General features: G+C 62.9%; 12 protein-coding genes and 2 tRNA genes. 12 read left to right on the top strand and 2 right to left on the bottom strand.

What is annotated here, in order from left to right:
* The first annotated feature begins 4 nt into the window (after positions 1–4).
* Positions 5–1,360: an RIP metalloprotease RseP gene (gene rseP / locus BWR02_RS12520; RefSeq protein ID WP_236102208.1), complete on the top strand. Its 1,356-nt coding sequence runs from the start codon at positions 5–7 to the stop codon at positions 1,358–1,360.
* 52 nt (positions 1,361–1,412) lie between these two features.
* Positions 1,413–2,138, top strand: a complete 726-nt coding sequence (locus BWR02_RS12515; RefSeq protein ID WP_139558095.1) for a DsbC family protein — start codon at positions 1,413–1,415, stop codon at positions 2,136–2,138.
* A gap of 59 nt (positions 2,139–2,197) precedes the next feature.
* On the opposite strand, the gene mutS is transcribed toward BWR02_RS12515, so the two are convergent.
* Positions 2,198–4,783 (bottom strand): DNA mismatch repair protein MutS, encoded by a 2,586-nt coding sequence (gene mutS, locus BWR02_RS12510; RefSeq protein ID WP_139558094.1) that lies wholly within the window; start codon positions 4,781–4,783, stop codon positions 2,198–2,200.
* A gap of 44 nt (positions 4,784–4,827) precedes the next feature.
* Here mutS and BWR02_RS12505 point away from each other — a divergent pair, with 44 nt between their 5' ends.
* From BWR02_RS12505 to BWR02_RS12470, 8 genes are all read left to right on the top strand, one after another.
* Entirely contained in the window at positions 4,828–5,319 is a 492-nt protein-coding gene (locus tag BWR02_RS12505; RefSeq protein WP_139558093.1) for a CinA family protein, read from the top strand.
* Positions 5,303–5,875 (top strand): RNA 2',3'-cyclic phosphodiesterase, encoded by a 573-nt coding sequence (gene thpR / locus BWR02_RS12500; RefSeq protein ID WP_139558092.1) that lies wholly within the window; start codon positions 5,303–5,305, stop codon positions 5,873–5,875. The genes BWR02_RS12505 and thpR overlap by 17 nt, the downstream gene beginning before the upstream one ends.
* Positions 5,876–5,906: 31 nt before the next feature.
* Positions 5,907–6,956 (top strand): recombinase RecA, encoded by a 1,050-nt coding sequence (gene recA / locus BWR02_RS12495; RefSeq protein ID WP_139558091.1) that lies wholly within the window; start codon positions 5,907–5,909, stop codon positions 6,954–6,956.
* Entirely contained in the window at positions 6,953–7,429 is a 477-nt protein-coding gene (locus BWR02_RS20900) for a regulatory protein RecX (RefSeq protein ID WP_407941075.1), read from the top strand. The genes recA and BWR02_RS20900 overlap by 4 nt, the downstream gene beginning before the upstream one ends.
* A gap of 7 nt (positions 7,430–7,436) precedes the next feature.
* The gene (alaS, locus tag BWR02_RS12485) at positions 7,437–10,037 is read left to right on the top strand and encodes an alanine--tRNA ligase (RefSeq protein ID WP_139558089.1); all 2,601 of its coding nucleotides are present in this window, start codon (positions 7,437–7,439) and stop codon (positions 10,035–10,037) included.
* A gap of 28 nt (positions 10,038–10,065) precedes the next feature.
* Positions 10,066–11,295 carry an aspartate kinase gene (locus BWR02_RS12480; RefSeq protein WP_139558088.1) on the top strand — a complete coding sequence of 410 codons (1,230 nt, stop codon included), beginning with the start codon at positions 10,066–10,068 and terminating at the stop codon, positions 11,293–11,295.
* Between the two features lie 133 nt (positions 11,296–11,428).
* Positions 11,429–11,638, top strand: a complete 210-nt coding sequence (gene csrA, locus BWR02_RS12475) for a carbon storage regulator CsrA (RefSeq protein ID WP_129884118.1) — start codon at positions 11,429–11,431, stop codon at positions 11,636–11,638.
* A 22-nt stretch (positions 11,639–11,660) separates the two neighbouring features.
* Positions 11,661–11,753: transfer RNA gene (locus BWR02_RS12470), tRNA-Ser, on the top strand.
* Positions 11,754–12,021: 268 nt separating this feature from the next.
* On the opposite strand, the gene BWR02_RS12465 is transcribed toward BWR02_RS12470, so the two are convergent.
* Positions 12,022–12,714 carry a GDSL-type esterase/lipase family protein gene (locus tag BWR02_RS12465; protein WP_139558087.1) on the bottom strand — a complete coding sequence of 231 codons (693 nt, stop codon included), beginning with the start codon at positions 12,712–12,714 and terminating at the stop codon, positions 12,022–12,024.
* Between the two features lie 126 nt (positions 12,715–12,840).
* Here BWR02_RS12465 and BWR02_RS12460 point away from each other — a divergent pair.
* Positions 12,841–12,927: transfer RNA gene (locus tag BWR02_RS12460), tRNA-Leu, on the top strand.
* 861 nt (positions 12,928–13,788) lie between these two features.
* Positions 13,789–15,144 (top strand): alanine/glycine:cation symporter family protein, encoded by a 1,356-nt coding sequence (locus BWR02_RS12455; protein ID WP_139558086.1) that lies wholly within the window; start codon positions 13,789–13,791, stop codon positions 15,142–15,144.
* Positions 15,145–15,147: the final 3 nt, after the last annotated feature.

The following is a 15,147-nucleotide window of genomic DNA, read 5'->3' as shown; positions in this document are numbered from 1 at the left end:
TTCCATGATTCACACCCTCCTGTCCTTTGTCGCTGCGCTGACGGTTCTGATCGCCGTACACGAATTTGGTCACTTCTGGGTTGCACGACGCTTGGGTGTGAAGGTTCTGCGCTTTTCGATCGGCTTCGGACGCGCGATCTGGAGGCGCCAGAACGGGCCTGAGGCGACTGAGTTCGTGGTTTCGGCGGTGCCGCTGGGTGGCTACGTGCGGATGGTGGACGAGCGTGAGGGCCCGGTAGCTCCTGAGGATTTGCCGCGAGCTTTCAACCGCCAGCCTCTGGCGAGTCGCGCAGCCATTGTGATTGCGGGCCCATTGGCGAATTTCCTACTGGCGATTGTGCTGTACTGGGTCGTGTTCATGGTCGGTGAGCCTGGCGTGAGGCCCGTGTTGGGCGAGGTGACCCCGGGCACTCTGGCAGCTGAATCCGGTTTCGTCAGCGGCGATGAAATTCTCGCAGTCGATGACGAGCCAACGCCGACGTGGGGCGAAGCCATGGGGCAGTTGGTCGAGAAGGTCATGGATGCGGAGCAGGTCGATGTCACCGTACGCACGGCGGCAGGCGAGACCCGCCAGCTTGGCCTGCGTGTCCCGGCCGAAGTCGCGCGATCTCCGGATCAACTCTACGACCGGCTTGGCTTGACGCCGTGGCAGCCCGATCTCGACCCGGTCGTCGAAAGGGTCGAGCCTGGAAGTCGCGCCGAGGTGGCGGGGCTCCAGTCAGGTGATCGGGTGATCCGTGCTGACGAAGTTCCAGTCGCAACGTGGCAGGAATGGGTCAGGATCGTGCGAGCGCGTCCCGAAACCGTCATTCACCTGATCGTTCGCCGCGGTTCCGAAGAGATACCCTTGCAGATCACACCGGCCCGCGTGGAAACGGCGGGCGGGGTCGTCAGCGGGCGTATCGGCGCCTCGGCGCGAATTCCTGCGGAAATCGAAGAGGAGATGCAGGTCACCTATCGCCTGGATTTCATCCCCGCGCTGGTTGCTGCCACTGCGAAAACCGCGGATTACTCCTTCCTGACGCTGAAGATGATCGGCCGTATGCTCATCGGCAAGGCGGCGCTGGAGAACCTCAGCGGGCCACTCAGCATCGCCCAGTACGCCGGCGCGTCGGCACGGCTGGGTCTGGCGCAGTTCCTGAAGTTCCTCGCAGCGATCAGCGTGAGTCTCGGCGTGTTGAACCTGTTGCCGATCCCAATCCTGGACGGTGGCCACCTGACGCTGTACGCGATCGAGTGGGTCAAGGGTCGCCCATTGTCCGAGCAGACCGTCATGTTGTGTCAGCAGGTCGGACTGTTCATTCTGATCTCATTGATGAGTCTTGCATTCTATTTGGATCTCGAACGTCTGCTGAGTTAGGTTTCGGCGGCGCTCACACCGGGCTGCCTACCCTGCCATTTTCGGAATTTCTATGAAACAGTTTCTCTCGCTTGCTTTAGTGGCCTTTGCCGTGGTTCTTGCAGGCCCGACCGTGGCACTCGCCGATGAAAAGGCCATACGCGATGCGTTGCAGAGAGCCTTGCCCGGTATGGAACCGGATTCGATACAGCCCACCAAGTTGAAAGGGCTCTACGAGGTTCTCTACGGCCCCAAGCTGTTTTATGTATCGGAAGACGGCGCCTATCTGATCCAGGGCTCCCTGGTGGACGTGAATTCGCGGCAGGACTTGACCGAGCCGCGCTTGGCACAGGCTCGCGTGGGCGCGTTGAACAAGGTCGGCACGGCCAACATGATCGTCTTCAAGCCCCAGAAGACCAAGCATATCGCGTACGTTTTCACCGATATCGACTGCGGTTACTGCCGCAAGCTCCATTCCGAGATCAAACAGTACCTCGACGCCGGTATCGAAATTCGGTACCTGTTCTACCCGCGGGCGGGCGAAGGCTCCGATTCCTACAACAAGGCCGTCAGCGTCTGGTGCGCCGACAACCGAACCCAGGCGCTGACACAGGCCAAGAAGGGGGAGGCCCTGCCCGAGAAGAACTGCGACAACCCGGTGACCAAACACATGGCGCTGGGGACCGCCATGGGAGCGTCCGGAACGCCGATGATCGTGACCGAAAAAGGCAGTGTGCTCCCCGGTTACGTACCCGCGGCCCAGTTGCTGCAGTTGTTGGGCGACGAAAAGAAGGGTTGATCACCCGGAGCCCCGGTCACCGCGTGCCGGGGCGCGTCGCCTTATGGCACGGCCCCCGTTCATCTGTCGGTCAATTCCTTGAGCTGATATAGGACCTCCAACGCCTCGCGCGGCGTCATCGCGTCCGGGTCCAGTGACTTCAAGCGTTCGGCCAGGCGATCATTGCGGCCATCGACGAACAGATCCATCTGTCGTGGTCCATCGTCGGTCATCGACTGCTCACAGGCCTGGCGCTCCAGGCGGCGGAGCACCGACCGCGCTTCGTCAATGACGCGCCGCGGCACGCCGGCGAGCGCGGCGACCTGTAATCCATAGCTCTGGCTAGCCGGTCCCTCCTTGACTTGATGCAGGAAGACGATGCGGTCGCCATGTTCGAGCGCGTCGAGGTGCACATTGCGGATCGCATCGCTCTGCTCCGGCAGGGTCGTCAACTCGAAGTAATGCGTGGCGAATAGGGTCAGGCTCTTCGTTTCGCGCGCCAGGGTCAGCGCGACGGACCAGGCGAGCGACAGCCCGTCGAAGGTGCTCGTGCCGCGGCCGACTTCATCCATCAGGACGAGGCTGTGTTCCGTGGCGTTGTGCAGGATTTGCGCGGTCTCGGTCATTTCGACCATGAAGGTCGAGCGTCCCGTGGCGAGATCGTCCGCTGCCCCAATGCGGGTGAAGATGCGGTCGATGGTGCCGATCTCGGCTCTTTCTGCGGGTACGAAGCTGCCGATGTGGGCCAGCAGGCTGATCAGTGCGGCCTGACGCATGTAGGTCGATTTGCCCCCCATGTTCGGACCCGTGATGATCAGCATCCGGCGTTCGCCGTCCAGATGCAGGTCGTTGGGGGTGAAAGGAAGTTGCAGGGTTCGCTCGACGACCGGGTGCCGGCCATCCACGACGCGGAGCCGGCTGCCCGGCACCAGGGTGGGGCGCTGATAGTTCAGAGCGACTGCGCGATCCGCGAGGGTTCCGATGACGTCCAGCTCCGCCAGCGCATCGGCACAGCGCTGCAACGCGGCGACGTGTTGGCCGAGCGACACCAACAAACCCTCGTACAGCGCCCGTTCGCAGGCCAATGCGCGCTCGCGTGCGCCGAGCACCTGGGCTTCGAATGCACGCAGTTCCGGAGTCGTAAAACGCTCGGCATTCTTCAAGGTCTGGCGCCGCTGGAAATGCTCCGGGGCGCGCTCGGCTTGCGCGCGGGACAACTCGATGTAGAACCCGTGCACCCGGTTGAAGTTGATCCGCAGCGAACCGATGCCCGATCGTTCCCGTTCCCGGGTTTCCAAGTCGACCAGCATCCCGTCGGCGTTCTCGCTGAGGTTGCGCAAGCCATCCAGTTCCGCGTCGTAGCCCGGGGCCATCACTCCGCCATCCCGGATCAGCACAGGGGGCTCGGGGATGATCGCCCGTTCCAGGAGGCTGCACACCTCAGCGTGGTCGCCGACGCGCTCGTAGACATCGGCGAGCAGCGGGCAGGATTCCAGCAGCGCCAACGCCTGACGTAGCTGGGGCAGTGACTGTAGTGTTTGACGCAGAAGTGCGAGATCCCGCGGTCGGGCCGACAGCAGTGCGATGCGTGCAGCGATGCGTTCGATATCCGCGACGGAGCGCAGGTGTTCCCTCAGGGCGTCGAGCGCTTCCGAACGAAGTAGCGTATCGATCGCGTCGTAGCGTGCCTCGAGGCGGTCGCGCGCCCGCAGCGGCCGCTGCAGCCAGCGCCGGAGCATCCGGCTACCCATCGCCGTAACCGTATGGTCGAGTACGCCGAGCAGGGTCAGGTCGGCCCGTCCCGAGGGATGCGTATCGAGTTCCAGATTTCGGCGCGTCGCCGCATCGAGCACGATCATGTCCTCGCTGGACTCCACGCGCAGTCCTCGCAGATGGGTTAGCGCCGAGCGCTGTGTCTCCTGCAGATACTGGAGCAGCGCACCGGCGGCGCCGATGGCGGCCGGCATGCCCTCGCAGCCGAAGGCGCACAGATCGCGGGTGGCGAATTGCCGGAGCAGCAACTGCTCGCCACTGGCGGGTTCGAAATGCCACGGGGCGCGCGGCGTCAGCGCAAGTTCGGCCGCGAGCGATTGCGCGATCTCGGAATGTTCGGCGACCAGTATCTCGGCGGGGCGGAGACGTTCCAACTCGGCCGCCAGTGCCTCCGCGGAAAGCAGCTCCTGCACGGCGAAACGGCCGGCCGCCAACTCGAGGGTCGCCAGTCCGATGCGACCGCCGCTGCCGCAGTTGATCGCGGTGAGCAGGTTGTCGCGTCGTTCGTCCAGCAGCGAATCGTCGGTCACGGTGCCGGGCGTGAGGATCCGGACGACCTTGCGCTCCATCGGGCCCTTGCCGCGCAGGGATTCGCCCACTTGCTCGCAGATCGCGACCGACTTGCCGGCCTTGAGGAGTCGCGCCAGATAAGCTTCCGCCGCATGATATGGGATCCCGGCCATCGGTACGCGTTGACCGCCGGATTCGCCACGGGAGGTCAGCGTGATGTCCAGCAGCGCGGCGACACAGCGGGCATCGTCGAAGAATAGCTCGTAGAAGTCGCCCATCCGATAGAACAGCAGGGTGTTCGGGAAATCGGCCTTGATCCCGAGATACTGCTGCATCATCGGCGTATGCGCCGGCATCGCGGGGGGGGACGCGGAGGTGGACATCGGGGGCTGGGATACAATGAAGTTCGGCAGACGGGGCAGTTTACATGAACGATGAAGCGCTGATCGGGCTGGCAGGCGAGGTGGGTGCGGCGCTGGGGAAGCGGGGCGACACCCTGATTACGGCCGAGTCGTGTACCGGAGGCGGCATAGCCGAGACCCTGACTGCGATCGCGGGCGCATCCGCCTGGTTTGAAGCCGCCTTCGTGACCTACAGCAACCACGCCAAGACGGAATTGCTGGGGGTAGCGCCGGAGGTGCTGGTTCGCTGCGGCGCAGTCAGCGAGGAAACCGTGGCGGCGATGGCGCGAGGTGCGTTGGCACGCCTCGGAGCCGACTGGGCCATCGCGATCAGTGGGATCGCGGGACCGGCCGGCGGATCGGCTGACAAGCCGGTTGGGACGGTCTGGATCCATTGGAGCGCGGCACACGGGCAGGGCTGCTCGCGCTGTTTCCACTTCGAAGGCGACCGCGCCGCTGTACGCCGGCAGTCGATCGAGGCGGCATTGCGAGGCCTGCTCGATGCCCTGCGAAGCTGACGCAACCCGCGCCCGGCACCGGGTCTTCTACGCCCTTTGGCCGAGCGACGGCGTTCGCGCCGCGCTCGAGGCCAGCGTCCTGGAGCTGGCCCAGCACGCGCAAGCGCGCTGGGTTCGCGCCGAGAACTTCCACATCACGCTGCGGTTCCTAGGCTCCGTATCCCCGGCGCAGCTGGAGTATCTTTGCCATCAGCGGGAACCCGACGCTGCGTCCTTCACGCTGCAACTGAATCAGCTGCGATATCGGCGCCGCCGCCAGCTGCTGTGGATGGAGCCCAGTGTCGTGCCTCCTGAGTGGGGCGAGCTCGAGGCAGGCCTGCGCGCGGCGCTCGACCGCGGCTCCGCAAACCCGGAAGCTTTGGCGCCGATACCGCACGTCACGCTGGGTCGCAAGGTATGCCTGACCGTGCCGTTTCCGCCCGCGACCCCGACGATCATCTGGCCGGTCGAGTCGGTCGTCCTGGTGGAATCCACGCTCCGCCCGTCGGGGTCCGAGTACCGTGTGCTCCGGCGCTGGCGTCTGCAATCTACTCCCGCTGGCGGCAGTATGAAATAATGACCCCGTTTACTGATGTGGATGCAGGTAAATGGACGACAATAGAAAGAAGGCGCTCAGTGCGGCATTGCTGCAGATCGAGAAACAGTTCGGCAAGGGCTCGGTCATGCGCATGGGTGACGCTGCGGGCGCCCGGGATATCGAGGTCATTCCGACGGGGTCGCTGTCGCTCGACATCGCGCTCGGCGTCGGTGGTCTGCCCCGTGGGCGCGTCGTGGAAATCTATGGGCCTGAATCGTCCGGCAAGACCACACTGACACTGGAAGTCATCGCCCAGGCGCAACGGCTGGGCGGCGTCGCAGCCTTCGTCGACGCAGAGCATGCCCTGGATCCGGTGTATGCCCAAAAGATCGGGGTCAATCTCGACGATCTTCTCGTGTCCCAGCCTGATACCGGGGAGCAGGCGCTGGAGATCGCGGACATGCTGGTGCGCTCCGGGGGCGTGGACGTGGTCGTCATCGATTCCGTCGCGGCGCTGACGCCGAAGGCCGAGATCGAGGGTGAAATGGGCGATGCCCATGTGGGTCTCCAGGCGCGACTGATGTCCCAGGCACTACGCAAGCTGACCGCCAACATCAAGCGTTCGAACACGCTCGTGATCTTCATCAACCAGATCCGCATGAAGATCGGCGTGATGTTCGGCAGCCCCGAGACGACCACCGGCGGCAACGCACTGAAATTCTATGCCTCCGTGCGGCTGGACATCCGGCGGCAGGGGGCAATCAAGGATGGGGATGAGGTGATCGGGAACGAGACCCGCGTCAAGGTGGTCAAGAACAAGGTGGCGCCACCGTTCCGCCAGGCCGACTTCGAGATCATCTACGGTGAAGGCGTTTCCTACGAGGGGGAACTCGTCGACCTCGGTGTTCAATACGACATCCTTACCAAAGCCGGGTCATGGTACAGCTACGGGAACGAACGCGTGGGGCAGGGCAAGGACAACGTGAAGAAGCTGCTGCGCGAAAGGCCGGAACTCGCGGCCGAGATCGAGGCCCGGGTGCGGGAAAAGACGCTCACGGCGAGCAAGACGACGGTGGATTCGGCGGCGCGTTCGGACAGCGTCGAAGCGAGCGACTTCTGACATCCGATACAGTCGCGGCCGAGATCCGTGCAGTCAGCCTGCGGTATCTGGCGCGTCGTGACTATGCTCGGGCGGAATTGGCGCAGCGGCTACGAGCCAAGGGCTTTTCCGCGGACAGCGTGGGCACGGTACTCGCGTCGCTTTCCGCCGAGGGCTTGCTCGATGACAGCCGCTTCGCGGCGATGATCGTGCGTAGGCGCGCCGAGCAGGGTTATGGGCGGATGCGCGTCGTGAGTGAACTCCGCCAGATGGGTGTGGATCCTTCCGTGATCCCCGACGAGGACATCGACTGGGACGCCGTGCTGGAACGGCTCTACCGAAAGCGTTTCGGGGCCGGCCCTCCCACTTCCGACCGGGACCTGCAATCGCGCTGGCGCTACTTGCTGCAGCGCGGGTTCAGCAGCGAACAGATACGTCGCGTGATGCAATCGCCTTTGCCCCGCGACTCCTTTTCCGATTTGCCAAACCACTGAATCGCGTATGACCAGCGCAGAGTTGCGTTCGCTTTTCCTTCGCTTCTTTGAAGAACGAGGACACACGATCGTGGCCTCCAGTTCGCTTGTGCCCGGGGATGACCCCACCTTGCTGTTCACCAATGCGGGGATGGTACAGTTCAAGGACGTTTTCCTGGGACGTGAGGACCGACCCTACGTTCGTGCAACCTCGTCCCAGCGTTGCGTCCGGGCCGGCGGCAAGCACAATGACCTCGAGAATGTGGGTTACACCGCTCGCCATCACACCTTTTTCGAGATGTTGGGCAACTTCAGTTTCGGCGACTACTTCAAGCGCGAGGCGATCGGCTTCGCCTGGGAGTTCCTGACGCAGACGCTGGCGCTCCCCGCTGAGCGACTGTGGGTGACGGTCTATATCGATGACGGCGAGGCCGAGTCCATCTGGCTGAACGACGTGGGTGTGAGTCCTGCGCGCTTTACGCGGATCGCCGGCAAGGACAACTTCTGGGCGATGGGCGATACCGGCCCCTGCGGCCCTTGCACCGAGATCTTCTACGATCATGGTCCCACCGTTCCAGGTGGTCCGCCCGGGTCGGAAGACGCGGAGGGCGACCGCTACGTCGAAATCTGGAACCTGGTGTTTATGCAGTACGAACGAGCCCAGGATGGGACCTTGACGCCGCTGCCTAAGCCCTCGGTCGATACCGGCATGGGCCTGGAACGGCTCGCTGCCGTCATGCAGGGCGTCCACAACAATTACGATACTGACCTGTTTCGCGGTTTGGTGGCGGCGGCGGCGCGGCTGGCCGGAACCTCGGACCTGACGCACAGCTCGCTGCGCGTGGTTGCCGACCATATACGCTCCAGCGCCTTTCTGATCGCTGACGGCGTGCTGCCGTCGAACGAGGGGCGGGGCTACGTGCTGAGGCGTATCATCCGCCGCGCTATCCGCCACGGCTACAAGCTCGGCATTCGCGAAACGTTCTTCTACCGGTTGGTTGGGCCCTTATGCGACGAGATGGGCGCAGCCTACCCGGAATTGCCACGTGCGCGGGATACGGTCGAGAAGGCCCTGGAACGCGAGGAGCGCCGCTTTGCCGAGACGCTGGAGCAAGGCATGCGGATTCTGGAAGCGTGTATTGCCGAACTGCCGGGACAGGTGATCCCGGGTGAGACGGCGTTCCAACTTTACGATACCTATGGTTTTCCCGTCGATTTGATCGCCGACGTGGCACGCGAACACGGCTTGTCGGTGGACATGGCCGGTTTCGAGCAGGCGATGGCCGGACAGCGCCAGCGGGCGCGAGCTGCGAGTCATTTCAAGGTGGGTCACGGACCCGACCTGCGCATCGCGCAGGCCTGCCAGTTCACCGGCTACGAGGAATTGGTCACCGAGTCGCGGGTCGTGGCGCTGTTGCATGAAGGCGAAGTGGTTGATTCGCTGCCCGCGGGGGGACGCAGTGTCATCGTGCTGGAGCGGACGCCTTTTTATCCCGAGTCCGGCGGGCAGTGCGGCGATCGCGGCTGGATCGAAACGGCGAAGGGTCGATTCGAGGTCGACGACACGCAACGTCAGGGTGCCGATGTGATCCTGCATCACGGCCGGGTCACCGAAGGCGTCATTGGTGTCGATCAGCCCTGTCGTGCCCTCGTCGATGCCACCGCTCGAGCGATGACCGCCGCCAATCATTCGGCAACGCATCTGCTGCATTCGGCTTTGCGGCGGATTCTCGGAGACCACGTCACTCAGAAGGGGTCGCTGGTCAATCCCGAGCGCTTGCGCTTCGACTTCGCGCACTTCGAACCCGTTCATGCGGATCAGCTCGTCGCCATCGAGCATCTGGTGAATGGTCAGATTCGGCATAATTGGGCGGTGGACGCCACCGTGATGCCGCGCGATGAAGCCTTGTCCGCGGGCGCCATGGCGCTATTCGGCGAGAAATATGGTGACGAAGTTCGCGTGCTTCGCATGGGTGACTTCTCGACCGAGCTGTGCGGGGGCACTCACGTGTCCCGGGTCGGGGATATCGGGTTCTTCAAGATCGTTGCGGAAACCGGCGTGGCTTCCGGTATTCGGCGGATCGAAGCCGTCACGGGCGAGAAGGCCGGCGCCTGGGTCACGGCAAGCGAACAGCTGCTACAGACCGTGGCCATGCGCATCAAGGCCAACCGGGAACAACTCGACGAGCGCCTGCAGCAGGTGCTGGAGCGAAGCCGGGCGTTGGAGAAGGAACTGGAGCGGATCAAGGCCAAGGCGGCCAGTTCGGCCGGAAGCGATCTGGCAGGCGAAGCGGTGGACGTCGAGGGCATCCGCGTTCTTGCCGTGGAGATCCCCGACGCGGATGCCAAGACGCTCCGGGATCTCGTCGATCAGCTGAAACAGAAGTTAGGCTCAGCCGTCATCGTGCTCGCTGCCGTGAAGGACGGAAAAGTGAGCCTGGTGGCCGGCGTCACTCAGGATCACACCGCGCGCTTTAAGGCGGGAGAACTCATCGCTCAGGTAGCGGCGCAGGTCGGCGGCAAGGGCGGTGGACGCGCCGATCTCGCGCAAGCCGGGGGCACTGATGCATCGGGCCTGCCGAATGCGCTGGCCGGCGTCGTGCCATGGGTGCGATCCAGGCTCCAATAGCGGGCAACCAACAACTATTCAAGCAACGATGGCGCTGTACGTTCACAAATACGGTGGGACCTCGGTCGGATCGGTCGAGCGGATCAAAGAAGTCGCGAATAAGGTGATTGCGGCGCGTGAGCGCGGCGAACAGGTGGTCGTGGTCGTCTCGGCGATGAGCGGCGAAACGAACCGGCTCGTCGCTCTGGCGCACGAAATCGACGGTTCGCCGGATCCGCGGGAGATGGACGTCCTGCTCTCAACAGGCGAACAGGTGACCATCGCGCTGCTGAGCATCGCGCTGCAGGCGCGCGGTTGTCCAGCGGCCTCGTACACCGGAGGACAGGTCAGGATCGTCACGGATCAGGCCCACACCAAGGCCCGGATCCTCGATATCGACACCGAGCGGCTCCGGGAGGATCTGTCCGCGGGGCGGGTCGTGGTCGTCGCCGGCTTTCAGGGCGTGACCGAGTCGGGCGACATCACCACTCTGGGGCGTGGAGGGTCCGACACGACAGCGGTCGCGCTGGCAGCCGCCCTGCGTGCTGATGAATGTCTGATTTATACCGACGTGGACGGTGTCTACACCACCGATCCGCGGATCGAACCGCGTGCGCGTCGATTGGACAGGATCACCTTCGAGGAAATGCTCGAGATGGCCAGCCTGGGTTCTAAGGTTCTGCAGATCCGTTCAGTCGAGTTCGCGGGCAAGTACAACGTGGCGTTGCGGGTGCTTTCCAGCTTCGTGGAGGGGCCCGGAACGCTGATCACTTATGAGGAACAAGGGGTGGAGAAAGCACTGATCTCCGGAATCGCGTTCAATCGCGATGAAGCAAAGCTGACCGTTCAGGGAGTGCCAGACCGTCCGGGCGTCGCTCACGCGATACTGGGCCCGGTCGCGGCTGCGAACATTGAGGTCGATATGATTGTCCAAAATGTCGCGGGCGACAAAACGACCGACTTCACGTTCACTGTCAACCGGAATGACTACAGCCGAGCGCTGGCTGTGCTGGAAGGCTGCAGGAGCGAGTTGGGTGCTCGGGAAGTGACGGGCGACACCCATATCGTGAAGATTTCGCTCGTCGGCGTCGGCATGCGTTCGCATGCGGGTATCGCCAGCAAGATGTTTGAAACCTTGGCCAACGAGGGGATCAATATTCGAATGATCTCCACGTCGGAGATCAAGATCTCAGTGGTTGTCGATGAACGGTACCTGGAATTGGCTGTGCGTGCGCTGCATGAAGCATTTCAACTCGAAAACTCGCATCATGCGGACTAGCCGAAGTAACTTGTTTCTCGGGTAGCGAAAATTTGCTAATATGCACCTTCCCAGGCGGTTGAAGCGTGGCAGTTAAGCTCCAGAGGGTTGGTGCCTGCAGCGATGTTGGGTTGAGGCGGAAAAGGAAGTAACTATGTTGATTTTGACTCGTAGGGTTGGGGAGACGTTAATGATCGGCGACGATGTAACGGTCACCGTCCTCGGAGTGAAAGGTAACCAAGTCCGCATCGGAGTCAACGCCCCGAAAGAGGTTTCCGTTCACCGTGAAGAAATTTATGAACGGATAAAAAAGGAACAGCAAGCGCAGGGAGCACACGACCGGTCTGCGCCGGACAACGACTAGCCTGCTAGTCGAACCAAACTTCGGAGAGATGGCCGAGCGGCTGAAGGCGCTCCCCTGCTAAGGGAGTATGGGCACAAAACGCCCATCGAGGGTTCGAATCCCTCTCTCTCCGCCAATTGATTCAAGACGTACGCTCTACCCCTCACCCTGCGTGACCGTTGGGGAAGTCTCGGGCGGCCGGGCGAATATTACCTGGCACTTTCGTCGCTCACGTATGCTGGAAACGCATGAGGCGGGGCTGGAGTGCGAGAAGAACCAGGCGGCGGAAGGTCACTGACTGGAACGCCCGATACCCGTCTCGGCTCATGATCCGGAATCGTCGGCGTATGTGTGGTGCGTTGAATGCCCCCTCCGGTGCGCATCCAGGCGGAATGGATTCGGCTTCAGTCGTTTGAGCGCACCGCGCCGCTCCAGGCGCCGCTGGCCCGTAACAGGCTGGCGGTCGCTTCGGCAAGACGGTGATAGCCTTCGTCGTTGGGGTGCACCAGATCTGACTTGAGGGAATTGTCACTCAAAATGGCCGGCAACGTTTCGCCGTCGATCGGTGTGCCGGTCGCGTCTGCCACTTGTTTGTAGAACTCCGCACTCGACAAGCCGAACAAGGCTGGTTGCGGTACGCCTAGCATCACGACCGAGATCCCCCGGCTGCGGGCCTCGGCAATCATTGCCTTGAGATTCGCAGCCGTCTGCTCCTGCGGCAGGTGGCGCAGGAAGTCATTTCCGCCGTGAATGAGGATCAGAAGATCGGCGGGATTCTGATCCAGCAGCGCGGGCAGCCGAGCCAGGCCCTCGGCACTCACCTCCATGGGGACGCCCGCGTTCGTCACCCGGAAGCCGGTCAGGCGCGCCAACTGGCTTGGATAATCCTGGCCTGGTGCTGCACCAACCCCCGACGTGATGCTGTCGCCGAATGCAATGATGGAAGCATCCGGGTACAGTGCCGGAAGTCGTGGCCCACCGTCTCCGCAGGCGGTGAGAAGCAAGAACGCCAGCCAGAGCGGCAGTCGACACCCGCGACGGAACGCTATCGCTCTTATGGGCTCGAGGGTCGATTGGGACAGCGAATAGGGGTGCATGATTTGCGTTACTCCTGGAGTGTCGGGTTTCCGTAAGCGGGGTGACACCAGGAGCGGCGGGGCGAACCGACGCTCCCGCAGATCCGCTACACGGGTTATCTGATATTCTAGTTGACGATCCCCTTGGCCTCGGTGGTGGAACAGGTAGACACACGGGACTTAAAATCCCGCGGGGTAACACCCGTGCCGGTTCGATTCCGGCCCGAGGCACCACTTTCTTGCTTTCTCGCGAACCTGAGCGGCTGGGCCCAGCGCCAGACACGCGTCAGCGCCGCGCGCAAGGCGCTGGAACTGCGAGATCTTCCGTTAGGCCAGACACCATTCCCACCGTTCCGATCCGGCTCAGCCACCGTCACTGCGCGCACTGCCTTCGCCGAGAAGCTTTCCTTGCGACCAGTCGCGGAGAGCAGCGACTTGGGCGCCAGGGAACACACGGCTCAATTGCTTGCCTCTGTCGTCCCTTAGCCGCCCTCGGATGTCTTGCTGCCAACCGGGAAGTTCAGGTCGAACTCGCTCGGGCCTTTGCGCTGCCTGCCGCGCGAGCGCGTCCGGCAGTTACAGAACGCCGCCCTGAAAACGTTGAAGCAACGGGCCGAGGAACAAGGCTACGACGCCGACCTGCTGTTCCATTGAAGATCTTCGATCGAAGGCTGGTTTGGCCGAGGTCTCCTAAACTTCAATCGTCCCCGAGAGACGGAATTCTCCGGGGGCTGACAGCAGGCTCGATGGACGGCAACGGCATTGGGCCAGCCCGCGGAAGGTCACCCCCTCCCCTCCGATCTTCCGCGGGCGCTGTTACCCGTTAAGGCCTTCCGCATATCGTTTGCCCGACCACCGACTTTCCGCTGTACCGACTCAGGCGCTTTTGCACCTCACACCGCTGCCTGCGGCTTTGACACACTCTGGTAAACTTCGGCGTCGTCGTTCTAAGCCAAGGTGCGTAGAACGGCCTTGCTACAGACGCTAAGGAGCACGGCCGCTGCAACTACAGGCTGCGGACCGCTGCAACAGCATCGGCCGAGGACTCCGTAACCCATTCGGTTTCCCACCACATTGACCTGAAAGCACTGGATCATGGAAAAAGTCGAAGCGGCCATCACATTGCTGTCGAGCTGGATTTGGGGCGCGCCGATGCTGGTCGCCTTGGTTGGGACGGGTTGCTATCTCACGATCCTATTAAAGGGCTTGCAGTTCCGGCGGCTGCCCCTGGCATTCAGACTGATCTGGCGCAAGGAACATGGCGCGGACGGCGATATCAGCCATTTTGCGGCTTTGATGACGGCGCTGGCCGCCACGGTGGGGATCGGGAACATCGTCGGTGTCGCGACGGCCATCACGCTCGGTGGCCCCGGTGCCGTGTTCTGGATGTGGATGACCGGGCTGGTCGGTATGGCGACGAAGTACTCCGAGGCGGTCCTGGCCGTGAAGTATCGGGAGAAGGGCCCGCATGGAATGCGCGGCGGGCCGATGTACTACCTCGCGAAAGGCGCAGGACTGCCCCGTCTCGGCTGGCTCTTTGCTGTTTTCACGGCCCTGGCGACCTTTGGCATCGGCAACATGACGCAGGCGAATTCGGTCGCCGCAGCGCTCTCTTCGTCGTTTGGTCTTCGCGATTGGCAAAGTGGTGTCGCCATGACGCTGCTGACGGGCCTGGTGATTCTGGGAGGCGTCAAGTCCATCGGACGCTTCACCTCGATTCTGGTTCCATTCATGATCGTGGGCTACGTCGGTGCCGCCTTGGTCGTGCTGGCCATGAACTGGGATGAACTTCCAGGTGCGTTCGCCTTGATCTTCCGTCATGCATTCACACCCGCGGCCGGCGAGGGCGGCATGGCGGGTGCCGGTGTGGCGGCGGCAATCCGTTACGGAGTCGCGCGCGGGGTGTTCTCGAATGAGTCGGGACTCGGCTCCGCGCCGATCGCCGCGGCCGCGGCAAGAAGCCGTTCACCGGTGGAACAGGCGCTGGTCAGCATGACTCAGACCTTCATCGATACCCTGGTTGTCTGTTCCATGACCGCGCTGATCATCCTGACTGCGGATGCGTGGAAATCCGGGGTGAGTGCGGCGGATCTGACGGCGGCGAGCTTCGCCGAGACGCTCGGCGTGGCGGGTGGCCTGATCGTCACTCTCGGGATTTCGCTGTTCGGCTACTCGACGCTGATCGGCTGGAACTACTATGGAGAAAAGGCCATCGAGTATCTCGTCGGACCGCGGGGAATCAAACCTTACCGGGTCGTGTTCGTCTCCATGATCATGGTAGGGGCGATGACGAAGCTGGAACTGGTATGGAGCTTTTCGGACCTGATGAACGGCATGATGGCGGTGCCCAACCTCATCGGATTGCTGCTGCTGTCGGGTGTCATCAGGAGCGAGACCAGGGAGTATTTTCGCCCCACCGCGGCACGCACCGCTGGGAAGCGGAACCGCTGACCT

This window comes from Methylotetracoccus oryzae, from assembly GCF_006175985.1.
In the GTDB taxonomy this organism is placed as follows: Bacteria; Pseudomonadota; Gammaproteobacteria; order Methylococcales; family Methylococcaceae; genus Methylotetracoccus; species Methylotetracoccus oryzae.
Note: the sequence above shows the minus strand (reverse complement) of the source record. Positions and strands in the feature narration are given on the sequence as shown.